This is a genomic window from Parafannyhessea sp. LCP19S3_B1, assembly GCF_052121955.1.
GTDB lineage: Bacteria > Actinomycetota > Coriobacteriia > Coriobacteriales > Atopobiaceae > Parafannyhessea.
Genome location: NZ_JBQKDH010000015.1, coordinates 14,822 through 36,527 on the forward strand (window position 1 = coordinate 14,822; position 21,706 = coordinate 36,527).

Below are 21,706 nucleotides of genomic sequence, written 5' to 3' on the forward strand. Positions count from 1 at the left end.
CATTTTTAGGTCAGTGGCAGTTATATTTCATTACGTTCTGCTAACATGCAGCTTGCAATCTGGTTTCGCCCGTTGGTGCGAGTACTCGTAGCGCTGCCGCGTGGCGTCGTGAAAGGCTACTGACAGCATGAGCCGTGTAAGTCGCAAGGAAGACGCGTTCTTCCTCATGTTCCAGGAGTTCAGCAAGATGACCTCCGAGGCCTCCGAGCTCTTCCTGGAGATCGTCGAGAACTACGACAAGCTCTCGTACCGCATCCCTGAGATCAAGGAGTTCGAGACCAGGGGAGACGAGATGGTCAGCAAGATCATCACCACCCTGAACTCCTCGTTCATCACCCCGTTCGACCGCGAGGACATCAGCGCGCTCGCGCTCAAGATGGACGACATCGTCGACGGGCTCGAGAACGTCTCCGCCCGCTTCAAGCTCTACGACATCGACGAGATGCGCCCAGAGGCGATCGAGATGGCGAAGCTCATCCTCGAGGCGACGCTCGACCTCGACCACGCGTTCGCGAAGTTCCCGGACTTCAAGAAGGACGAGTCCCTCCTGAAGGAGACGAAGGCCGCCAACGACGCCGAGGACAGGGGAGACGTCGTCTATCGCGACGGGCTCGCGGCCATCTTCCGCTCCGACCTCCACACCGTGGACATCCTCAAGTGGAAGAGTCTGCTGGACAAGATGGAGAACACGCTGGACGCCTGCAAGAACGTGGCCAACGAGATTCAGAATGTCATCGTGAAAAATGGTTAGCGCCCTTCTCGTCTGCGTGCTCGGGGCCGCCTTGGTCTTCGAGTTCATCAACGGCTTCCACGACACCGCGAACGCCATCGCGACGACGGTGTACACCAAGGCGCTTCCCCTGCGCGTCGCCATCCTCATGTCCGCGACCATGAACTTCATCGGCGCGTTCATGAGCGAGAAGGTCGCCATGACCATCGCGGCGGGCATCGTGGACATCAAGCTCGAGCTCTACGTGATCCTCGCGGCGCTTCTGGGCGCCATCCTGTGGGACCTCTTCACGTGGTGGCGCTCCATCCCCAGCTCGTCCTCGCACGCGCTCATCGGCAGCCTCATCGGCGCGACGATCGTGTTCACGCACTCCGTGCGCCACGTCAAGTGGGAGGGCGTGCTCGACAAGGTCGTCATCCCGCTGTTCACGTCCCCGCTCATCGGCATGGCCCTGGGCTACGTGATCATGAAGCTCGTGTTCGAGCTGTTCGCCAACTGGCATCCCATGAAGGCCAACTGGCTGTTCCACAGGATGCAGATCCTCTCCGCGGCGTTCATGGCGTACAGCCACGGCAACAACGACGCGCAGAAGACCATGGGCATCATCACCTTGGCGCTCGTGACGGCCGGGCTCGCGGACCCCGCGGCCGGCATCCCCGTGTGGGTCAAGATAATGTGCGCGTGCACCATGGCCCTTGGCACCTCCATCGGCGGCGGCCGCATCATGCGCACCGTGGGCGACGGCGTGACGAAGCTGAACCCCGTCATCGGCTTCGTGGCCGAGACGTCCTCCGCCATCGCGATCGAGACCATGACCGCGCTCGGCGCGCCCGTCTCCACGACGCAGGTCATCACCACGTCCATCATGGGCGCCGGCTCCGCCCGCCGTCGCAGCTCCGTACGCTGGGGCGTCGCCCGCAAGATCATCGGCGCGTGGTTCGTGACGCTGCCCGTGACGATCCTCCTCGGCGGCTGCTGCGCGTACGTGATCGGCCTCGTCCTCGCGTAGCGCGCGGTCCCGCCATGGCGTGACGCCAGCGAGAAGGACGCGCGTCCCGTACGCCCGCACAACCAAAGACGAACGACCTTCTCGCCCCGCGCGCCTGCCGCCCGCGGGGCGATTTGTGCGTCCGGGCATTGGTAACGGCATGGAAACCGGTTGCAGATACTATGTTCCTGTTGGCTTGGCATCGATGGCGCGAAGCGCCGCAAGGGGTTGTTCATGAGCATACAGGAAGACGTCCTCACGATGTCGCGCGATCGGATCGCGTCGGCCCAGGTGGAGGGCATCCGCAAGACCGCGATCCACTGCTACGAGGACATTCCCTTCTATCACAGGAGCTTCGACGAGGCGGGGTTCGACCCGTATGCCATCCGCGACCTGGACGACCTCAGGCGCGCGCCGTTCGTGACGAAGCAGGACCTTCGCGACAACTACCCGTACGACATGGTGGGCGTGCCGAGGGGCGACGTGAAGGAGATCCACATGTCGTCCGGCACGACGGGCGTCGCCACGGTGGCGGCGTACACCGAGGCGGACCTCAGGGCGTGGGCCGAATGCTTTTCTCGCGCGTTCCGCTTTGCAGGGGTGGGGGCGGACGACGTGTGCCAGATCTGCTACGGCTACGGCCTGTTCACGGGCGGTCTGGGCGCGCACTACGGGTCGCTTCGCTCCGGTGCGACCGTCATCCCCATTAGCGCCGGCAACACGGAGCGCCAGATCCGCGTGCTGCGCGAGATGGGCACCACGGTGCTGGAGTGCACGCCCAGCTACGCCATGCACATCGCGGACACGGCGCTTGCCATGGGGATCGACCCTTCCAAGGAGTTCAGCCTGAAGGTGGGCATCCACGGCGCGGAGGCGTTCAGCGACAACTTCCGTCACGAGCTCGAGCGCAAGCTGGACTACAAGGTGCTGGACATCTACGGCCTGACGGAGACCGGTGGCCCCGGCCTTGCCGTTGAGTGCCTTGAGCAGGACGGCCTCCACATCGCGGAGGACCACTTCTATTGCGAGGTCATCGACCCCGCGACCGGCGAGGTGCTGCCGGACGGCGAGTGGGGCGAGCTCGTGGTGACGACGCTCGACCGCGAGGCGAGCCCCGTCGTGCGCTACCGCACGCGCGACATCACGCGGATCCTGCCGGGCGAGTGCCCGTGCGGCTGCACGCACCGCCGCATCGACCGCCTGCAGGGCCGCACGGATGACATGCTCATCATTCGCGGCGTAAACGTGTTCCCCAGCCAGATAGAGAACGTGATGAAGACGTTCGAGCAGGTATCCTCTTGGTACCAGATCGAGCTCACCACGAAGAACTACCTGGACGTCGCGACCCTGAAGGTCGAGGCTAACCCGGACTTCGACATCGACTCGACCGGCGCCATCGAGGAGCTGCAGCGCCAGATCCAGGGCGCTCTCAAGACGGCGCTGTCCGTTGGCATCCGCGTGCGCCTTGTGGAGCCCATGTCGATATCGCGCTCCGAGGGCAAGGCGAAGCGCATCGTGGACCTGAGGGGGGAGAACCTGAAATGATCGACCAGCTCACCGTCTTCCTGGAGAACTCCGAGGGCAGGCTCGCGAAGCTCTGCCGCGACATCGCGGCTGCGGGCATCGACATGAAGGCCCTCACCATAGCCGACACGCCGGAGTACGGCGTCGTGCGCATCGTGTGCGACGACGCGCCGCGCGCCCGTGACTATCTGGACGAGAAGAGCTATCGCGCCATGGTCACGAAGGTGGCCGCCATCGAGGTGCCCAACAGGCCCGGCGGCCTGGCAGAGCTGCTGGGCGTGCTGGACGACCTGGACATCCCCGTGGAGTACGGCTACTGCTTCAGCACGTCCGGCGACCGCGCCGTGGACATCCTGAAGATCCGCGTGCCGGCGGAGGCGTCGAAAGCCGTGTTCAAGCTGGAGGAGGCCGGCTTCAGGGTGCTGACGCAGGCCGAGCTGTAGGGACGGGGCCCGCCCCGCTGCGTGCGGCGCGCACGGGCGGCTACGAGTGGACGTAGACGGTGTCGCCGACCTTGACGAGGCCGTAGAGCTCGCGCGCTGCTCGCGGGGGAAGGTTCACGCAGCCGTGGCTTCCCGCATAGGAGTAGATTGATCCGCCGAAGGCGGAGCGCCAGCTGGCATCGTGCAGGCCCACTGCGTTTCCGACGAACGGCATCCAGTACGCGACGTGGCTCTTGTAGTCGGGCTCGCCGTCGCCGTCCTCGTCCGCGCCGACGAGCGTCTCGTTCGTGCGCTTCGCGTTGACCTTGAACGTTCCCGTGGGGGTGGCCCGCCCCTCGGACGTGTTGCCACTCACGAAGTACGAGCGCCAGATGACCGAGCCGTCCTCGTCGTAGAAGCGCGCGTACTGGGTGGAGAGGTTCAGGTCTATGTGGCGGCCGCGGCCCTCGTGGCCGGGCGTCTGCGCGGGACGGGTGGCGGTGACGGCGAGCGGAACTTCGAGGGAGCCGTCCTTCTCGCCCTGCGCGGCGTTGGCGACGGACGCCGCGAGCGAGGCGGCGTCGATGGCGTAGTCGTGCTCCTCGTCGGACTTCGCGACCTTCTTCGCGAGGGAGTCGCGCGCCCACTGGGCGATGGCGTCACGGTCGAGGCCCACGGAAAGGTCGTCGTCCACGCGCACCCAGGTGGCGACCGTCTTCTTGTCGAGCTTCGCGAGGGGCTTTCCTTCCTTCGTGAGCGTGATGGCATGGCCGGCGTACGCGTTCGCCGTGTCCACGGCCTTCAGAAGGCCGGCGTCCTTGCTCGTGAGCTGCGGGCGGAGAAGCGCGTCGCGTTTGAGGGAGACCTTGGTGTGGAGGCGCGCGACGCCCTTCTCGACCTGCGCCTTGACGACGTTGGCGTCGAGCGCCGTGCCGAGCGCCTCCTGCGTGACCTCGAACGTGGACGTCTTCTGGTTCAGGGCGCACCAGGCGTTCTTGGGCGGCGTGGCGCTCTGGTTGTGAGCCTGGACGGCGGCGTCGACCAGGGCGTCGAGCTTCTTCCTGTTGTAGGCGACGGTCTTGGACACCGTGATGTGCCTGGGGTGCGTGAGGTCGAGCGCCCACGAGGCGGCGTCGGTCTGGGCCTTCGCGTCGCGGGCGTAGTCTGCGGGGCTGACGTCCAGGTCGATGTCAGTGGCGCCGATGGCGAAGGTGAGGCCCTGGCCGGCGACGGTCGTCTTCCAGGAGGCGGCGCTCGTCGCGACCTGGCGAGCGAGCTCGGCCTCCGTCATGTTGGACACGTCCGCGCCGTTCACGGTGGTGCCGGGGACGAAGTGCGAGCCATAGTAGCTTGTGCCCGCGACCTGGCCCGCGACGAGGGCAGTCGCGATGCCGAGGGCAAGGAGGGGGATCGCCTTCCTGCGGCTCTTGGCTGGCTTGCCGGCCGTTGCGCCGGCTGCGGGATCGGTCTTGCGTGCGTGCTTTGCGGACGTGGGCTGGGCCAAGGCGACTCCTCGCGTGTATGGGTGCGATGGGGACGGGCGCGGCCGCCGGTCGGCGGTCGGCGCCGTGCAGATAGCTGGAAGAATTCTAGACGATGGGAGTGTTTTGCGCGCGCGGCGGGGGGGAGGACGTGCAGTGCGCGCGTGGCGAGGCGCCTCACTACCTGACAGGTGTGACTTCTGTCAGGTAGTGAGGGGTTCGTGCGTGGGAAAGGGACTCACTTTCTGACAGGTGTGGCTTCTGTCGGGTAGTGAGGCGAATTGCACATGTTAGGGAGGCTTTTTTCAGCCAAGAGGCACCACTATCTGACAGGTTCGGCTTCTGTCAGAAAGTGAGGGACTCGTACGCATCAAAAGGCACCACCTTCTGACAGGTGTGACATCTGTCAGAAGGTGGTGCGATTGGCTTGGCGCTGCGGGTGGCGCGGGGCGCTGCGGCCGGCGCCGCGCGCCGCGTGCGGGCCGGAGCTACTCGATGCTCGCGAACGCCTCGCGGATGACGTTGCAGGATGAGTGCATGGCGTCCCTCTCGTCCTGCGAGAGTTCGAGCGGGAGGATCTCCTGGATGCCGTTGCGTCCGAGGATGCATGGCACTCCCACCGAAACGTCCTTCTCGCCGTACTCGCCCTCGAGGTGGACGGAGAGCGGCGTCACGAGGCGCTCGTTGTGGAGGATGGATGCGATGAGCACGGCGACGACGGAACCGATGCCGAACTCCGTGGAGCCCTTGCCGGCGACGATGCGCCCGCCAGAGGTGTGGACGGTGTCCGTGAGCGTGGCGTAGTCGAGCTTGTCTGCGAGCTGCGGGTGGCTGCGCAGGTACTCCTCGATGCCGATGCCGCCGATGGAGACGTGCGTGCGTGGGATGAACGAGGAGTCGCCGTGCTCGCCCATGCAGAACGCCTCGACCTGGTCGCGGTCCACGTCCACGATGCTCGCGATGTGGCGCCTGAGGCGGACGGTGTCGAGCGACGTCCCGGTGCTGAACACCCTCGAGCGCGGCAGGTCGAGCTTGCGATAGAAGTACTCTGCCACGACGTCCGCGGGGTTGGACACGCAGATGAGGAAGCCGGAGAAACCGGACTTCGCGATGGGGTCGACGATGCTGCCCAGGATCGAGAACGTGCTCGCGAGCATCTGGAGGCGCGTCTCGCCGGGTCGACGGCTGCGGCCGGCTGTCATCACGATGAAGCTCGCGTCCGCGCAGTCGTCGTAGGTGCCCACGCGGATATGCACGTGGCGCCTGGTGGCTGTGAGCATGTCCTTCAGGTCTTCCACCTGTGCGTTTGCAGCGTCCTCGTTGATGTCCAGGAACACGATCTCGTCCGCGTACTGGCTGACCATGAGGTTCATGGCCACGTGGCTGCCCACGTTACCGGCTCCGATGATTACGACCTTGCGTGCTAGCTGCGTCATGGCTCCACCCCTCTTAAGGTTGCATTTTGTTTCTATTGTGAAGTTCGATGGAGGAGCTATGGGTGAGGACTTCAAATTTGCCGTTGGCGGATTGAGCCTGTTACCTCGCACGATAGTACTTGACACGCTCGATTGTGGGTGCCGATCTTCTCGGTTGCGCCACCCCCTGCATCAATGCCCGCGCATCATCTGCGCGCCTCACGCGGGCATGGCCGAATGTTGTATGATTTGTAAGACTAAGTTAACTATCGAAAGGCACATCATGTCAGGAATCGACATGTCAGATGGCAGATCTTCGACAACGCGCGCGGACGGCGAGGCCCTGCGCGAGGAGGGCACGCTCGCGTCCGTGGAGATCGGCCAGACCGTCACCATATCCGTCGTGGGAGGGGAGGGTGCGCTCCGCCAGCACTTCCTGGACATGGGCGTCATACCCGGCGCGCAGATCACGCTCGAGAAGTACGCGCCCATGGGCGATCCCATGGAGTTCAGCATCCATGGCTACCAGCTGACGCTGCGCATTGCGGATGCGCGCAAGATTCGCGTCACGACGGAGGCGTGCCCCGTGCCGGCCGGCGCCGCGCGCGGGCGCCACAGGAGCATTGGGCACCCGGGCCTTGGCGAGGACGGTCTGCCCGACAAGGTGGACGTGCGCACGAGCGACCACTCGCATCCGGTGCCTGAGGGAGAAGTGCTTCGCTTCGCGCTGGCGGGCAACCAGAACTGCGGCAAGACCACCCTGTTCAACCAGCTCACGGGCTCGAACCAGCACGTGGGCAACTTCCCCGGCGTCACGGTGGACCGCAAGAGCGGTGCCATCAAGGGACACCCCGACACGGACGTGACGGACCTGCCGGGCATCTACTCGCTCTCTCCGTACAGCCCGGAGGAGCTCGTGAGCCGCCAGTACATTCTGGAGGAGCAGCCAAACGCCATCATCAACATCGTGGACGCCACAAACATAGAGCGCAACCTGTACCTGACGATGCAGCTGATGGAGCTGGACAAGCCCATGGTGCTCGCGCTCAACATGATGGACGAGGTCCAGGGCAACGGCGGCACGATCGACGTGAACCTGATGGAGGACATGCTGGGCATCCCCGTGGTGCCGATATCGGCCGTCAAGGGCGAGGGCGTGGACGAGCTCGTGAGCCATGCCATACACGTGGCGCGCTACCAGGAGCTTCCCGGCCGGCAGGACTTCTGCGACCCCAGCGACCACGGCGGCGCTGTGCACCGCTGCCTGCACGCCATCATGCACCTGATAGAGGACCACGCGAAGCGCGCGAACATTCCCGTGCGCTTCGCCGCGTCGAAGCTGGTGGAGGGCGACGCCCACGTGACGGAGGCCCTCGCGCTAGAGAAGAACGAGCTCGACGCCGTGGAGCACATCGTGCACCAGATGGAGGAGGAGCGCGGCCTCGACCGCGCCGCCGCCATCGCGGACATGCGCTTCTCGTTCATCGAGAAGATCGTGTCCGCCGCGGTCGTGAAGCCGCATGCCTCGCGCGAGCAGGAGCGCAGCCGCAGGATCGACCGCGTCCTGACCGGCAAGTACACGGCCATCCCCATGTTCGTGCTCATCATGGGCGCCGTGTTCTTCCTCACGTTCAACGTCATCGGCCTCGCGCTGCAGAACCTCGTCGCGGCGGGCGTCGACGCGCTCACGGCCGCGGCGGATGCGGGCCTCACGGCGGCCGGCGTGAACCCGGTGCTGCACTCCCTCGTGATCGGTGGCATCTTCAACGCCGTCGGCACGGTGCTGCCCATCGCGCCGATCATCGTGACCATGTTCTTCTTCCTGTCGCTTCTGGAGGACACGGGCTACATGGCGCGCGTCGCGTTCTTCATGGACAAGCTGCTGCGCAAGATCGGCCTGTCCGGCCGCTCCATCGTGCCCATGCTCGTGGGCTTCGGCTGCACGGTGCCCGCCGTCATGTCCGCCCGCACGCTGCCGTCCGAGCGCGACCGCAAGCTCACCATCGCGCTCACGCCGTTCATGAGCTGCACCACCAAGCTCACGATCTACGGCTACTTCAGCGCTGCGTTCTTCCCGGGCAAGGGCGGCCTCGTGATGCTCTGCCTGTACCTCACGGGCATCGTCGTCGGCGTGCTCGTGGCGCTCGTCACGCACAAGACCGTCGACCGCGCCGAGGCCGTCCCGTTTGTGATGGAGCTTCCCAACTATCGCCTTCCCAGCGCGAAGTCCGTGCTCATGCTCATGTGGGAGAAGACCAAGGACTTCCTGCACCGGGCATTCACCGTGGTGTTCGCGGCCGCCGTCGTCGTGTGGTTCCTGCAGTACTTCACGCCGACCCTCGCGGTCGCCAAGGACGCGCGCGATTCGATCCTGGCGGCCATCGCGGCCTGGATCTCCCCGGTCTTCTCGCCCCTGGGCTTTGGCGACTGGCGCATCACCACGGCGCTGATCGCGGGCTTCATGGCAAAGGAGATCGTGGTCGCGACGCTTTCCGTCCTGTTTGGCTCCACGGCGCAGCTGCTCGCCACGCTCACGCCGCTCTCCGTCGTGTCGCTTTTGGTGTTCTGCCTGCTGTACACCCCGTGCGTCGCGGCGATCGCGGCCATCAGGCACGAGCTTGGCGGCCGCTGGGCGCTGGGCATCGTGGTGTTCCAGTGCGGCATCGCCTACCTCGTGGCGCTTCTGGTGCACGTGGTCGGCGCCCTGCTGGGCTTCGCGTAGGGGTAGACTGCCGTTCGCCAGAGGTGAAGGCGCATCCCGGTTTCCCATAGGATAGAATGTCGGAAAGTCAGAAATTCATACTCTTGGAGGCCGGGATGCTCACGACGCTTAAGGACAAAGGTCAGGTTACGATACCGAAGAAGCTAGTCAATCAGCTCGGCCTTGTCTCTGGTGACACTTTCGATGTCTACATCGAGGATGGGGAGATCCGCTTTGTCCCGGTAGTGATCTATCCCAAGAAGAAGATTGAAGAACTGGAGCGTCTTGCCAGTGAGGCAGAGGAGGGGCTATCCAGCGGGGACCTTCCAGTTTTTGAAGATGCGGATGATGCGATTGCAGATTTGCATCGGGCCGGCTGATGCCATATAAGCTCGTGCTTGCGCCTTCGTTTAAGAAGGCGTATGCGAAGCTTGGGAAGAAGGAGCGGGCGCAGGTCGAAAACAAGATTCGGCAGCTTGCTATTGATCCGTGGCACCCTTCCTTGCGCGTCAAGCATATACGCGCTTCACATGAGTTTGAGTGCAGCGTGAACATGGACGTGAGAATAGCGTTTAAGTTCGAGGAGAGTCATCTCATCCTGTTGTTGGACGTGGGTCATCATGACGCATTGCTCCGTCGGCGTACAAGAAGATAGAAAGCTTTGCTAACTGATTTGTAGGGAGTTGCAGCGCATGGCAAGCCTGGCAGACATGCTGTCCCAGCACCAGGAAGACCAGCTGATCCTGGTCGACCTCATGGACCGTCCCCAGGGCAGCATGGGAAAGCTCGCGTGCCACCAGCAGGCGCGCCTGCACAGGGCGTTCTCGCTCTTCCTGTATCGGGGGAGCGCTGGCACGCTCCAGCTCCTGCTGCAGCGTCGTGCCCAGGGCAAGTACCATTCCGGCGGGCTTCTGGCCAACTCCGTCTGCTCGCACCCGCGGGTGGGGGAGGCGCTTGCGGATGCCGTTCCGCGCAGGCTCACGCAGGAGCTGGGCGTGCCCGCGGCCGTGGCGGCAAGCCTAGGGTACGACGAGGTGGGGTCGTTCGTGTACCGAAGCTCCTACGGCAACGGCCTTACGGAGTTCGAGTACGACCACGTCTTCGTGGCGCCGTATGACGGTCCCCTCATGCCCGACCCCAGCGAGGTCGAGGCGACTGCCTGGGTCGATGCGGATGAGGCGCTCGCGGACCTGCAGGCGCATCCCTCGCGCTACGCAAGCTGGTTTCTGACGGCCGCCCCCATGGCGTGCGCCTGGCTAGCGGCCCACGCCCATCCATAGGGCCCGCGTCACCCCCGGTCACAGGCTTACGCGCGCGACCTCCGTGTACACGAGCGCGCCGCCGTCCGGATGGTGGCTCCACATCAGCGACATCGCACCGACGCGCATCTTCGTGACCCACGGCCGCCCGGCTCTCAGGCTACGTGCCGCAAGCTGCTCGTTCGCCTGGGCGAGAAACGCGTCCATTCCGGCCTCGCGCTCCTCCTTGCGCAGACGGCAGCCGCGCGCCAGCGTCACGTGCGGAACGAACGTGGGGAGCGGCTCCGTGATCGCGCCGCATTCCAGCAGCCGCATGCCAAGGGTCGCCCTCAGTTCCGCGAGCCGTCGCGTTCCGTCCCGCGACCCCTCATGCTCCCGTCCTTCCGCGCCATCCTCGCGAAGGCCCTGCCACAGAATCGACCCGCGACGCTTCTGGAAGCATCCCACAGGCCCCAGCTCGACGGCGAACACTCCCGTCCGGGCATCCTCGGCCGCCCGCCGCATCGCCTGGAGCGCACGCTTCTCGCGCTCGCGGTCGAGCTCCCCAAGGAAGGCGAGCGTCAGGTGGAGGTTCCCGCGCGACGTCGCCCGCGCGTGGTCGAGGTGGGGGAGCACCATCTGCTGCACGCCCACGAGTTCGTCGCGCACGCCCTCGTCCGGCAGCAACGCCACGAAGAGCCTCCTGCGCGGCGCTGCGTCCTCGCTCGAGCCCCGCGCGGCCTCGCTTGCCTGCGTCCCGTCGTCCACGGTGCACCCCCTTCCCGTCGCACGGCCTCGGTCTGCCGATCTCCCCGCGCCAAGCGATGCCGCCTCGACTGCCCGGATTGGATATGCGTCAACCAAGGGTAGCGGAGTGGCAATCTGTGCTTAACACGTGGAAATCGCTTACGCAATCCCGTAAGACCACTATAACGTTTGCAGAGAAAAACGCATCATTCGCGTTTGTATCCGCTTTTCCCGATATTGTCGGGCGTATAAGAACGATGGCTTTGATTTCACCATTGAAAAGCGACGCCGGCCGGACGCCAGCGCCCCACGGGAGGCAGGCGATATCGTTGGCAACACCAGACATCGTGTTCGCAAGGATTGACAACCGGCTCGTGCACGGACAGGTCGGCGCGGCTTGGGTAGGGTCCATTCCCAACTGCAACCTCATTGTCGTCGCGAACGACGACGCCGCTGCAGACCCCATACAGCAGTCGCTCATGAAGCTCACGGCGGACTCCGCGCGCGTGGGAATCAGGTTCTTCACCATCCAGAAGACGATCGACGTGATCGGCAAGGCCAGCGCCCGCCAGCACATCTTCATCGTCGCAAAGACCCCGGCGGACATGCGAAAGCTCGTGGAGGGTGGCGTCCCCATAAAGGAGGTCAACATCGGCAACATGCATGCCTCAGGGGACAAGCACGTCTTCCACGACCAGCACGTCTACGTGGACGACCAGGACCTCGCCGACCTCAAGGCCATACAGGACCACGGCACCAAGGTCTACATCCAGCTCTTGCCCACGGGACGCAAGGTCGAGGACCTCGGTCTCTAGACAGTCGGGCGGGCATCAAGCCCACACAACCTCATAGCACGCAAGAGCATCCATCGTTTGTTGGCGCCCTTCTCCCTTGGGGAGAAGAGCTTGACATAGGGAGGAAGCATGCAACTTACCCTTGTGCAAGGCCTTCTGCTGTTCATAGTTGGCACCATATGCCAATTCGATCAGCAGACCGAGGCGTTCTACTGGTTCAGGCCCATGGTCGCCGCGTTCTTCACCGGCATCATCCTGGGCAACGTGGAGCTGGGGGTCACGTGCGGCGCCGTCACCGAGCTCGCATACCTCGGCATGACGAACGTCGGCGGGACCGTGCCTCCCGACCCGCTGTTCGCCGGCATCATGACCGTCGTTCTCGCCTACACCACCGGTCAGAGTGCCGAGACGGCGCTCGGGCTCTCGTATCCCTTCGCGCTCCTCGCGCAGGGCATCGGCATCCTCTTCAAGACGGTCTACTCCTTCGTCCCCCACAAGCTCGACAAGTACGCGGCCGAGGCTGACGTGAGGCACTTCAACAGCCTCGTCTGGGGCGTCACCATCTTCGAGGCGGTTTTCTGCGGCTTCGTAATCTTCCTGTGCTCCTATGCGCTGCAGGCGCCCATCCAGGCGTTCGTGAACTCGTTCCCGACCTGGGTCACGCACGGCCTCGAGGTCGCGGGAGGCATCCTTCCCGCCGTCGGCCTCGCCATGCTGCTGCTCACCACGCTGAAGCCCGAGACCTACCCGTACCTCTTCATCGGCTTCGTCATGGCCACGTTCCTCAAGATGCCCAACGTGCTGCCCGTCGCCATCATCGGCGCGTCCCTCGCCGCGATCGACTACATGTACCAGAAGCGCTTTGACGAGCAGAATGCTGAGGCAATCGACGACGGAGGCGACTCTGATGGCATCTAATCCCACCAACAAGAAGGGCGAGCCCCTTCAGAAGCTCAGCAAGTCCGATATCACGAGGCTCGGCATCAACTCGCTCACCGAGCAGATCGCGTTCTCGTTCGAGCGCATGCAGGCGCCCGGCTGGACCATGAACATGATCCCGGGCTTCAAGAAGATCTACGGCGACTCGAAAGAGGACCTCAAGGAGTTCATGACCTACAACATGGAGTTCATGAACACCGAGCCGCACATGGCGACGCTGCTCCAGGGCATGGTCCTCGCGATGGAGGAGAAGGGCGCGGACCGCAAGCTCATCCAGGGCGTCCGCAACGGCCTCTTCGGACCCATGGCCGGCATCGGTGACTCCATCTTCTGGTTCACCGTGCTGCCCATCACGGCCGGCATCGCCTGCTCGCTCGCAAAGTCCGGCTCCATCCTGGGACCGCTCGTCTTCATCGGCATATACCTCGTCGTCGGCTTCTCGCGCATCTGGTTCGCACATCTCGGCTACAGCCTCGGCTCGAAGGCGGTCGAGAAGGTCGGCACGGCCACGAGGTACCTCACCGGCGCCGCGGGAATCCTCGGCACCACGGTCATCGGTGCGCTCATACCCAGCTACGTCTCCATAGCGTTCCAGAAGAAGCTCGTCTTCGGCGTCGGCTCCACCACGGTGCAGTCGGTGTTCGACCAGCTCCTTCCCAACGTCCTGCCCCTTGCCGTCGTGTTCCTCATCTACTGGCTCTTCAAGAAGAAGCACGTCAACACCATCGCCGTCATAGGCTGCGTCATCCTGTTCGGCCTTCTGATGTCGCTTCTCAACTGGATGTAGCAACTGCGGAGAAACTGCAGGTCATAGGCAACGTCTGATGTGGCGGGGCCCCGTGCGCGGGGTCCCGCCCACGGTTCGGGGACGGCCCTGAGGCCGCCACCCCGCATGGGAGGGTCATATGGTCGGAATCATCGTCACGGGTCACGGCAACTTCGCCTCGGGAATCACGTCCGCGCTCGAGCTCATCGCCGGTCCCCAGGACGCCTACGCGGCACTGGACTTCACCTCGCTCTCTGGCACGGAGGAGCTCGAGAAGGGCATGGCCTCGGCTTTGGAATCGCTTCGCTCGAGGGAGGATGTCGACGGGGTGCTCGTCCTCTGCGACCTCGTGGGAGGCACGCCGTTCAAGACGGCGGCGACGCTCGGGATCCCCCTGGGCGACGTGCGCGTCGTCGCGGGCGTGAACCTGGGCGGCCTCGTCGAGTGCGCGACGCAGCGCGACGCCGTGTCCGGCCTCGACGAGCTTGCCCAGCTCGCGAAGGACTCCATGAAGTCGTCCGTCGTGGAGTTCGAGCTCGCGCAGCCCGCCGGGGAGGACGAGGACTTCTCGGACGGCATCTAGGCGTACGAACCGAAATGCAAGAGAGGGCCCGCAGGCAGTCCCATCCGGGACTGCCTGCGGGCCTTAGTCCTTAGTCGTGCAGCTACCCTCATTCCCCTCGGAAGGGGCATGTCTACAGCAGGGGCATGACGTCCCCGATCTTCTCGGTCTTGCTCGGTGCACAGCGCTTGTAGTCCCTCATCAGAGGGAAGTCGTCCCACCTGCCGAGGGCGTCCGTCGCGTGGTGGGCGATTATCTGGAAGAACGGCAGCAGGTAGAGCGGGGAGAGCGTCGGCTCCGCGACCTCGCCTACGCTAGCTGCGAACGCGTGGTCGTCCTTCTCGCCCGCGTCGCCGCACGTCACGAGGAACGCGTGGTCCGTGACGCACCGGCAGGCGTCGTACAGCTCGTGCGCGCGCTTGGAGCCAAGGTTCATGTCGTCCACCACGAAGACGGTGCGGCTGGGGTTAAGCTGCAGGTTCGGGCCGTGGTTGAACTCCTCGGCCTCGAAGGCGAACGAGGGGACCTTCATGGTCTCGCCAAACTTCAGGGCTCCCTCGCAGGCGATGCCGTACGCCTGATCGAAGCCGATGACGTAGCTCGTCTCGATGGAGAGCATGTCCTTCAGATGCGCGGAGAAGAACTCCTCCGTCGCTTCCTGGACCGCCCTATGGCGTTCGGGAACGAGCTCGAGCTCGCTCACGACATTGCCATATCCCTCGTCGGAGAGCCGTCCCGTGTCGTGGGAGGCCTCGAGCGAGAAGAGCATGAGGAACAGGGCGAGCGTCGTCACGCCCTTGGTTACGTAGCCCACGTACTCGACGCCCACGCCATAGTCCACGACGAGGTCCGCATGGTCACGGAAGTCGGAGTCGAGGTTGCCCGTGATGCCGATGGCCCTCCTGCCCGCGGAGCGCAGCCTGTCGAGCGCGGCCAGGGAGTTCGTTGAGCAGCCGGACTGCGACACTACGAAGCAGAGCGTGTCGTCCCCGGGAAGGAAGTCGGAGGTCAGAAACGCGCCGGGCGTCGTGACCACTACCGGGATTCCCAGGTACTTCCGCATGAACGGCGCGGCGCACCTGCTTGCGTTCGCACTCGAGCCGCAGGCGATCACAAGCACGGAACCGTAGCCTCCCCGCTCGAGCTCGTCCACCAGCGGCGCCACGAGCTCCTTCCTACGACCGACGTTCTTCTCGACCTGTCCGGGAGTCTCCCGCACGTAGGTCATCATCGTGACGTTCTCGATGTCCTTCTCCATTCCGTCTCCTCTCCCGTTCGCCGCGCTGCATGCGCGGCGCAAGACGATGCCAATTGCCTTTCGCGTCGCGTCCCGTCCCGTCTAGGGAGCGCTACCCGCGCTCGACCAGGCCCCTCAGCAGCTGCCAGATGCCAAAGAGCGCCACCGCGGCGGCCGCGACGTAGTTCACCATGAGGGTGGGGCCCGCAAAGCCCTGCGCCTGCGCGTTCGCGACCATGAGGCAGCCGCAGGCGATGCCGCCAAGCCCGTACACCAGCCCCTGCGCAAGGCTCATGCGCCTGCGGGGGAGCGTGGCGCCGTCGTCGGGCGCAAGCTCCAGGCTTGTCAGGAAGCGGTAATAGAAGAGGTAGCTCATCACCAGGATGATCGCGGACGGTATGGCCACCAGGGCGACGTAGCTCTTCGTGAGGACCCACGCGAGCGCGCCCGCCGCCACGCCAAGCACAAAGCGCGAACGGTACATCGTGCACGTTCGCTGTTGCGCGTCGTTCACATAGAAGCTGCGCTTGAGCCACGCGTTCCTGTAGATGGTCCTTCCGTCCTCGGACACGCCGTACGTGGCCGCCTTGCTCATCCCAATTGCCTCCCCCCGTGCCGCCTTGGCACCATCTTTATATGACGTTACAGTACCATTGTGTGCCACGCACGTCGCTTACGCGTAAGCCTTTTGCCACGGGTGCGCATATTTTCGCAAGCGGGAAACAATTTCCGGGCGGCATGCGGGCGCCGTTGTCCCCCAATCGTGCGACTATGGGTTATTCCATGCACGATATGCATGCGTTATCAACATTTTTCAGACTGCCATGTGCCGAACAAACACCTACGTTTACCTAGAAACGAAATAAAATAGAAACATAAGATTAGGTAGCAAAGTACCCTGTGTTGCGTCAATAGCGGCGAGAAGTGCTGCATGCGTAGGCCGCACTTCTCGCATGGGCGCAATCCAAGAGGGAGGAAGCATGGTTTCCATTCGCAAGGCAGGCGGCGCGATTGTCGCGGGCCTCATGCTCACTGTGAGCCTGGGACAGGTCGTGGCACCCACGACGGCGATGGCAGAGACGTCCGCGCAGTCGCAGTCGGCCAGCCAGTCCACGGCCAAGGCCACGCTCGAGCGCACGGACGCCGCGTACGACGGCAGCTCCACGCCGATGATCTCCATGATCGAGGGCCGCGAGTTCAGGCTCACCGCGCCCGTGGAGGGCAAGAGCGTGGACGAGCTCGAGTCCCTCATCAAGGAGGGCAAGGTCACGCTGACACTCAGCCGCACGAAGGGGCAGTTCAGCAAGAAGACCTATCCCAAGCAGTGGCTTGGCGGCAAGCTGGGCGACTGGAAGACCGTCGCGACGCAGGACGGCGCCGCCGAGGGCGGAAACGGCAACACCGCGGACGAGAAGGTCCTGAAGTCGCGCGACTTCTTCTATGACGTGAGGCTAACCGCCAAGGAGTTCGACGGCACGCCATCTGTCGTGGCGTCGTTCAAGAACCGCGAACTCTACGAGGGAATCGACGGCATCGACGTGCGCTCGCGCGAGTTCGTGCGCTCTTCCATGTACGACTACGTGGGAACGTACAACCTCGCATGCGACGTGGATGGCAAGAAGGTCGCGTCCACCAAGGTCGACCTCAAGCCGTACGACGTGTTTGCCACGCAGAAGGACATCGACGCCCAGCTGCCCGAGCTCGCGAGGCAGGCCAAGGCAAACGGCCTCTATGCCGAGGTCCGCACGTTTGGCACGTCTGCGCAGGGCCGTCCCATGCGCGCGCTGTTCGTGGCGAAGCAGAAGTCCGACCTCGACGACTACCAGGCCCTCAAGGAGCGCATGGAGAAGGACCCGGCATCCGTGCAGGCGGACCTTGCGGCAGGGAAGCTCAAGTACAAGGTGCCCGTCGTCTACAGCAACGTGCACGCCGACGAGATCGTGGCCGTCGACGCCGTGATGGAGTTCGCCCGCGACCTCGCGGCGAACAAGCCCATCGAGTACCGCCGCGCCACCGGTCTCACCAGCGAGGGCAAGGCGGAGCTGAAGACCGAGATGGACCACGACCGCACCGTGTGGAGCGACCTGGTGAAGGACGACGTCACGGGCATCGGCTACATCCGCGGTGACGGCGGCAAGGGACACGGCACCAACTACGACGGCCCCAAAACGGACAACGCGTCCTCCGACCTGAGCGAGGAGGAGTTCGCAAGGTACTACGACTCCGACACGCAGACGTTCGACCCGGCGAAGTCGCTGGACGACGTGTTCTACATCCTCGTCCCGAGCGAGAACGTGGACGCCCGCGCCGTGAACGTCCGCACCAACGGCAACGGCTTCGACCTCAACCGCGACAACACGTACCAGACCCAGCCCGAGACCCAGGCCATGAGCGGGCTCATCACGCAGTGGGACCCGATATCGCTCCACGAGGTCCATGGCTACTACCAGCAGTTCCAGGTGGAGCCCTGCTCGCCCACGCACGACCCCAACAACGAGTACGACCTGTTCATAGACACGGCGCTCGCGCAGGGCGAGGCGTTCATGGGCACTGCCATCGCAAACAACCCCACCATCAACTCCGTCCAGATGCCCATGCGCGACTACCTCAAGCTGCAGGACGACGGCACGCGCTTCTGGGAGGCGCCGTTCGACGACATGTCCACCAGCTACACGCCGCAGTACGCCATGATGCACGGCACGAACGCATACACGGTCGAGGCGCCGTACGGCACGGCCGACGCCGTGGAGGCGCTGCGCTATGGCTTCGTTGGCAACGCGGACTTCGTCGTCCAGAACAAGGACCGCATGTTCAACAACCAGCTCGAGCGCTTCCGCCGCGGCGTCCAGAACATAGACGCGGACTCCATCCGCCCGTACTACGTGAACCAGAGAGACGAGAAGGGCGCGGAGGCCGACACGTTCCGTCCCCGTGACGCCAAGGACAGCTTCGGCAGGACGAACGGCAACTTCTTCCCGGAGTACTACGTCATCCCCATGGACGCAGACCAGCAGAACAACCGCTCCGCGGCGGCCGAGACCGTCGACTTCCTCATCCACAACGGCGTCCAGGTGAGGGAGACCACCAAGGACGTGAAGGTGGGCGACAAGACGTACCCGGCCGGCACCATGGTGGTGGACATGCACCAGGCGAAGCGCAACATGGCCAACTGCGCCCTGTACCCCAACCTCGTGATCGACGACTGGACCCAGTACTCGCTCTACAGCGAGCCCGTCACGAACTTCTCGGAGTTCCGTGGGTTCGACATGGACACCGTCCGCACCGCCGGGGCGTTTGCGGCGGACGCGCTGAAGGACGTGAGGAAGGCACCTGCGCAGAAGAGCGACGTTTCGGGCAAGGGCGAGTACGCCGTGATCGACAACAACGGGCTCGACGCCGTGAGGGCCGTGAACGACCTGCTGGAGGACGGCAAGTCCGTCGGGCTCGTGAGCGAGGGCAAGGACGAGGGCGACTACGTGGTGGCCGCGGCCGACCTCGAGGGTGCCACAAGGGACCACGTGCTGGACGTGAAGAAGGTGAACTCCGCGCCCAAGGCGCAGCGCATCAGCGGCAAGATCAAGGCGTACGTGCCAAAGGCGTACGAGAAGTTCCAGAAGGACGCGGCGGGCAACAAGGTCGGCATGGCCGACTACGAGAACCGCGCGAACACCAACGGCAACTGGGACGACTTCGCGCTCGCGAAGCAGATGGGCTTCGAGCTCACGGACGACCTGGACGAGGCGACCATCATCGTGGGCAGCCAGTACCCGGTGAACGCGAAGGCCGTGGCCGCGAAGGTGAAGTCCGGCACGCCGTACGTTGCCTACACGGCCGACGCGCTGCAGTTCGTGAAGGACTACAAGCTTGCGGGCAACATCTCGTTCACGCCGAGCGACGGCGACTGGCTGGGCTACGACGCCCTTGGCACCGTCGAGTTCCCGAAGGACGACATCATCACCGCGACGTACAAGAACGAGGGCGACCACCTCATGTACGGCTACGGCGGCGGCTACATCAAGAAAGCGCCAAAGGGCTCGAAGATCCTGGTCAAGACCACGGACGACCCCCTGGTGGAAGGCTTCATGCCCAGCGACTACATAAAGGAGTACCAGGGCAAGATCCAGGCCGTCGACTACCAGAGGGACGGGCGCAGCATCGCGCTCTTCGCGAACACGCTCACCAACAAGGCGCACCAGCAGGACGACTACCGCTACCTCACGGCGGCCGTCTACTCTAAGCAGCTTGACGGCGACTTCGCCGCATCCGGCGCGCGGCAGGGCGCGAGCCCCGCGGCCGTCGTCGTGGGAGTGCTCGTCGTCGCGGGCGTCGCGTACCTCGTGGTGCGCAGCCGCAGGCAGAAGGGCGACGCAGGCGAGAAGAGCCAGGACTAGCCTCGCCCGAGTCTAGCCTGGGGCCAGATTCGGGCTTGCCCCAGCAACAGGCCAAAGAGAGGCCCGGGTCCCGCGTGACGTTGCGCGTGGGACCCGGGCTCTTCTCGCCTGAGGGCGGGCAGTATGACTGCCGCGTCGCACCTGCGTCGTCGTGGTGCAGGGCGCCTAGCCGTGGTAGTAGGTGCCGCGCTCGAACTTGGGCTCGCAGCACACGTTGATGCCAAGCTTCTTGTACACGGCCTCGTCGGTGCGCGAGATGATGACCGAGAAGTACGCCGTGCAGCCCCTGAGCGCGCTCGTGGCCGCAATCACCTGCTCTGCCAGCGGGTTCGTTGCGGAGCTGATGGAAAGCGCTATGAGCGTCTCGTCCGAGTGCAGGCGGTGGTTGCGGCTGTGCAGGTGCTCGGTCTTCAGGCGGCCAATGGGGACCAGGGCCTCGTCCGAGACTACGAAGACCTCGTCCGGCACGCCGGCCACTCGTTTGAGCGCGTTCAGCAGAAGCGAGGATGCCGCGCCCAGGAGCCGGGACGTCTTGCCGGTGATGACAGATCCGTCGGGCAGCACCATCGCGCCGGCGGGGAGCCCGGTGACCTCCTCCTTCACGAGTGCCGCCGCGTGCGCGGGGTTGTAGTTCTCGTCCACGCCGACCTCCTTCATGAGAAGGGCGATGCGTGCGAGCTCTGCCTCGCCCTGCCCCGTGCGCTCCAGGCGCTCGGCCTCCCAGAAGTAGCGGCGCACGATTTCGTTTCGCGCCGCCTCCTGGCACACGCCGTCGTCGCAGATGCAGTTGCCCACCATGTTGACGCCCATGTCGGTGGGGGATAGGTACGGGCTCTTGCCCATGATCTTCTCCATGATCGCCTTGAGCACGGGAAAGGTCTCGACGTCGCGGTTGTAGTTCACGGTAACCTTGCCGTAGGCGTCCAGGTGGTACGGGTCGATGATGTTGCTGTCGTCCAGGTCCGCGGTCGCGGCCTCGTACGCCACGTTCACGGGGTGCTTCAGGGGCAGGTTCCACACGGGGAACGTCTCGAACTTGGCGTAGCCGGCGTCGATGCCGCGCTCGTGCTCGTTGTACAGCTGCGAGAGACACACGGCGAGCTTGCCGGAGCCGGGGCCGGGCGCCGTGACCACCACGAGGGGCTTGGTGGTCTTGACGTACTCGTTCTTGCCGAAGCCGTCGCCGGACACGATGAGGTTCACGTTCGTGGGGTAGCCCGCGATGGGGTAGTGGCGGTACACCGAGACGCCCATCTGCTCCAGGCGCGCCTGGTAGGCCTCGGCTTTCGGCTGCCCGGAGAAGCGCGTGATCACGACGCCGCCGATGGCGAGGCCCATGCCGCGGAACACGTCCATCAGGCGCAGGACGTCGTCGCCGTAGCTGATGCCGATGTCGCTCCGGCGCTTGCCCTGCTCGATATCGTTCGCGTTCAGGGCGAACACGACCTCCGCGTCGTCTGCCAGCTGCCTGAGCATGCGCGCCTTCGAATCTGGCTCGAAGCCCGGGAGAACGCGGCTCGCATGGTAGTCGTCGAACAACTTGCCGCCGAACTCCAGGTAGAGCTTGCCGCCGAACTGCGCGATGCGCTCGCGTATGCGCGCTGCCTGCGTGTCGATGTACTTCTGGTTGTCAAAGCCCGTCTGCATGGGTGCGTCCTTCGTCTTGGGGTGCGCCTGGTGCGCCGAGTGTGATGCGGTCGCCACTAGCCTACACCATGGGCGGGTGGGTCACGGTTACGTTACAAGGGGCTGCACCGGACACCTACGGACG

Annotated in this window: 19 protein-coding genes; 13 read left to right on the forward strand and 6 right to left on the reverse strand. The window is 64.6% G+C overall.

Annotated elements, in window-relative coordinates; translation table 11 throughout:
- Positions 1-127: 127 nt before the first annotated feature.
- The 4 genes from ACTQWE_RS08935 (at position 128) to ACTQWE_RS08950 (ending at position 3,685) form a co-directional block, all read left to right on the forward strand.
- On the forward strand, positions 128-751 hold the full coding sequence (locus ACTQWE_RS08935) for a DUF47 domain-containing protein (RefSeq protein ID WP_441850770.1): 624 nt from the start codon (positions 128-130) through the stop codon (positions 749-751).
- The gene (locus ACTQWE_RS08940; protein WP_170103392.1) at positions 744-1,739 is read left to right on the forward strand and encodes an inorganic phosphate transporter; all 996 of its coding nucleotides are present in this window, start codon (positions 744-746) and stop codon (positions 1,737-1,739) included. The genes ACTQWE_RS08935 and ACTQWE_RS08940 overlap by 8 nt, the downstream gene beginning before the upstream one ends.
- A gap of 213 nt (positions 1,740-1,952) precedes the next feature.
- On the forward strand, positions 1,953-3,263 hold the full coding sequence (locus ACTQWE_RS08945) for a phenylacetate--CoA ligase family protein (protein WP_441856812.1): 1,311 nt from the start codon (positions 1,953-1,955) through the stop codon (positions 3,261-3,263).
- Positions 3,260-3,685, forward strand: coding sequence for a hypothetical protein (locus ACTQWE_RS08950; protein WP_441856813.1), 426 nt, complete (start codon positions 3,260-3,262; stop codon positions 3,683-3,685). Before ACTQWE_RS08945 ends, ACTQWE_RS08950 begins: the two co-directional genes overlap by 4 nt.
- A 40-nt stretch (positions 3,686-3,725) precedes the next feature.
- Here the strand turns inward: ACTQWE_RS08950 and ACTQWE_RS08955 are convergent, their stop codons facing one another.
- Both ACTQWE_RS08955 and ACTQWE_RS08960 read right to left on the reverse strand, forming a co-directional pair.
- Positions 3,726-5,168, reverse strand: a complete 1,443-nt coding sequence (locus ACTQWE_RS08955; RefSeq protein WP_441856814.1) for a L,D-transpeptidase family protein — start codon at positions 5,166-5,168, stop codon at positions 3,726-3,728.
- A gap of 465 nt (positions 5,169-5,633) precedes the next feature.
- Positions 5,634-6,581, reverse strand: coding sequence for an L-lactate dehydrogenase (locus ACTQWE_RS08960; protein WP_170103396.1), 948 nt, complete (start codon positions 6,579-6,581; stop codon positions 5,634-5,636).
- Between the two features lie 262 nt (positions 6,582-6,843).
- On the opposite strand from ACTQWE_RS08960, the gene feoB reads away from it, so the two are divergent.
- The 4 genes from feoB (at position 6,844) to idi (ending at position 10,541) form a co-directional block, all read left to right on the forward strand.
- A complete protein-coding gene (feoB, locus tag ACTQWE_RS08965) occupies positions 6,844-9,282 on the forward strand; it encodes a ferrous iron transport protein B (protein WP_235927260.1) in 2,439 nt (812 codons plus the stop codon).
- Positions 9,283-9,377: 95 nt separating this feature from the next.
- Positions 9,378-9,641, forward strand: a complete 264-nt coding sequence (locus tag ACTQWE_RS08970) for an AbrB/MazE/SpoVT family DNA-binding domain-containing protein (protein ID WP_170103397.1) — start codon at positions 9,378-9,380, stop codon at positions 9,639-9,641.
- Positions 9,641-9,916 carry a type II toxin-antitoxin system RelE/ParE family toxin gene (locus ACTQWE_RS08975; protein ID WP_441856815.1) on the forward strand — a complete coding sequence of 92 codons (276 nt, stop codon included), beginning with the start codon at positions 9,641-9,643 and terminating at the stop codon, positions 9,914-9,916. Before ACTQWE_RS08970 ends, ACTQWE_RS08975 begins: the two co-directional genes overlap by 1 nt.
- 37 nt (positions 9,917-9,953) lie before the next feature.
- A complete protein-coding gene (gene idi, locus ACTQWE_RS08980; RefSeq protein WP_441856816.1) occupies positions 9,954-10,541 on the forward strand; it encodes an isopentenyl-diphosphate Delta-isomerase in 588 nt (195 codons plus the stop codon).
- 18 nt (positions 10,542-10,559) lie between these two features.
- On the opposite strand, the gene thpR is transcribed toward idi, so the two are convergent.
- The gene (gene thpR, locus ACTQWE_RS08985; protein WP_441856817.1) at positions 10,560-11,267 is read right to left on the reverse strand and encodes an RNA 2',3'-cyclic phosphodiesterase; all 708 of its coding nucleotides are present in this window, start codon (positions 11,265-11,267) and stop codon (positions 10,560-10,562) included.
- A 308-nt stretch (positions 11,268-11,575) separates the two neighbouring features.
- Between thpR and agaB the strand changes: the two genes are divergently transcribed.
- From agaB to ACTQWE_RS09005, 4 genes are all read left to right on the forward strand, one after another.
- Positions 11,576-12,061 (forward strand): PTS galactosamine transporter subunit IIB, encoded by a 486-nt coding sequence (gene agaB, locus ACTQWE_RS08990; RefSeq protein WP_441856818.1) that lies wholly within the window; start codon positions 11,576-11,578, stop codon positions 12,059-12,061.
- A 108-nt stretch (positions 12,062-12,169) separates the two neighbouring features.
- Positions 12,170-12,958 (forward strand): PTS mannose/fructose/sorbose/N-acetylgalactosamine transporter subunit IIC, encoded by a 789-nt coding sequence (locus ACTQWE_RS08995; RefSeq protein ID WP_441856819.1) that lies wholly within the window; start codon positions 12,170-12,172, stop codon positions 12,956-12,958.
- On the forward strand, positions 12,948-13,766 hold the full coding sequence (locus ACTQWE_RS09000; RefSeq protein ID WP_170103403.1) for a PTS system mannose/fructose/sorbose family transporter subunit IID: 819 nt from the start codon (positions 12,948-12,950) through the stop codon (positions 13,764-13,766). The genes ACTQWE_RS08995 and ACTQWE_RS09000 overlap by 11 nt, the downstream gene beginning before the upstream one ends.
- A 118-nt stretch (positions 13,767-13,884) precedes the next feature.
- Entirely contained in the window at positions 13,885-14,328 is a 444-nt protein-coding gene (locus ACTQWE_RS09005) for a PTS fructose transporter subunit IIA (RefSeq protein WP_441856820.1), read from the forward strand.
- A 112-nt stretch (positions 14,329-14,440) separates the two neighbouring features.
- On the opposite strand, the gene ACTQWE_RS09010 is transcribed toward ACTQWE_RS09005, so the two are convergent.
- Positions 14,441-15,565, reverse strand: a complete 1,125-nt coding sequence (locus ACTQWE_RS09010; RefSeq protein WP_441856821.1) for an SIS domain-containing protein — start codon at positions 15,563-15,565, stop codon at positions 14,441-14,443.
- Positions 15,566-15,656: 91 nt separating this feature from the next.
- The gene (locus ACTQWE_RS09015; protein ID WP_441856822.1) at positions 15,657-16,139 is read right to left on the reverse strand and encodes a hypothetical protein; all 483 of its coding nucleotides are present in this window, start codon (positions 16,137-16,139) and stop codon (positions 15,657-15,659) included.
- A 385-nt stretch (positions 16,140-16,524) separates the two neighbouring features.
- Between ACTQWE_RS09015 and ACTQWE_RS09020 the strand changes: the two genes are divergently transcribed.
- Positions 16,525-19,935 carry a M14 family metallopeptidase gene (locus tag ACTQWE_RS09020; protein ID WP_441856824.1) on the forward strand — a complete coding sequence of 1,137 codons (3,411 nt, stop codon included), beginning with the start codon at positions 16,525-16,527 and terminating at the stop codon, positions 19,933-19,935.
- Between the two features lie 165 nt (positions 19,936-20,100).
- Here ACTQWE_RS09020 and ACTQWE_RS09025 read toward each other — a convergent pair whose 3' ends face one another.
- The gene (locus ACTQWE_RS09025) at positions 20,101-21,582 is read right to left on the reverse strand and encodes a DUF1846 domain-containing protein (protein WP_441856825.1); all 1,482 of its coding nucleotides are present in this window, start codon (positions 21,580-21,582) and stop codon (positions 20,101-20,103) included.
- Between the last annotated feature and the right edge of the window lie 124 nt (positions 21,583-21,706).

What these genes read in the sequence shown, in the direction of transcription:
- ACTQWE_RS08970 (WP_170103397.1), top strand. Translation starts at nt 9,378, where the DNA reads ATGCTCACGACGCTTAAGGACAAAGGTCAGGTTACGATACCGAAGAAG.
- ACTQWE_RS09000 (WP_170103403.1), top strand. Translation starts at nt 12,948, where the DNA reads ATGGCATCTAATCCCACCAACAAGAAGGGCGAGCCCCTTCAGAAGCTC.
- ACTQWE_RS08975 (WP_441856815.1), top strand. Translation starts at nt 9,641, where the DNA reads ATGCCATATAAGCTCGTGCTTGCGCCTTCGTTTAAGAAGGCGTATGCG.
- ACTQWE_RS08945 (WP_441856812.1), top strand. Translation starts at nt 1,953, where the DNA reads ATGAGCATACAGGAAGACGTCCTCACGATGTCGCGCGATCGGATCGCG.
- ACTQWE_RS09010 (WP_441856821.1), bottom strand. Translation starts at nt 15,565, where the DNA reads ATGGAGAAGGACATCGAGAACGTCACGATGATGACCTACGTGCGGGAG.
- ACTQWE_RS09015 (WP_441856822.1), bottom strand. Translation starts at nt 16,139, where the DNA reads ATGAGCAAGGCGGCCACGTACGGCGTGTCCGAGGACGGAAGGACCATC.
- ACTQWE_RS09025 (WP_441856825.1), bottom strand. Translation starts at nt 21,582, where the DNA reads ATGCAGACGGGCTTTGACAACCAGAAGTACATCGACACGCAGGCAGCG.
- ACTQWE_RS08935 (WP_441850770.1), top strand. Translation starts at nt 128, where the DNA reads ATGAGCCGTGTAAGTCGCAAGGAAGACGCGTTCTTCCTCATGTTCCAG.
- ACTQWE_RS08995 (WP_441856819.1), top strand. Translation starts at nt 12,170, where the DNA reads ATGCAACTTACCCTTGTGCAAGGCCTTCTGCTGTTCATAGTTGGCACC.
- feoB (WP_235927260.1), top strand. Translation starts at nt 6,844, where the DNA reads ATGTCAGGAATCGACATGTCAGATGGCAGATCTTCGACAACGCGCGCG.
- ACTQWE_RS09020 (WP_441856824.1), top strand. Translation starts at nt 16,525, where the DNA reads ATGGTTTCCATTCGCAAGGCAGGCGGCGCGATTGTCGCGGGCCTCATG.
- ACTQWE_RS08960 (WP_170103396.1), bottom strand. Translation starts at nt 6,581, where the DNA reads ATGACGCAGCTAGCACGCAAGGTCGTAATCATCGGAGCCGGTAACGTG.
- ACTQWE_RS08940 (WP_170103392.1), top strand. Translation starts at nt 744, where the DNA reads ATGGTTAGCGCCCTTCTCGTCTGCGTGCTCGGGGCCGCCTTGGTCTTC.
- idi (WP_441856816.1), top strand. Translation starts at nt 9,954, where the DNA reads ATGGCAAGCCTGGCAGACATGCTGTCCCAGCACCAGGAAGACCAGCTG.
- ACTQWE_RS09005 (WP_441856820.1), top strand. Translation starts at nt 13,885, where the DNA reads ATGGTCGGAATCATCGTCACGGGTCACGGCAACTTCGCCTCGGGAATC.
- ACTQWE_RS08950 (WP_441856813.1), top strand. Translation starts at nt 3,260, where the DNA reads ATGATCGACCAGCTCACCGTCTTCCTGGAGAACTCCGAGGGCAGGCTC.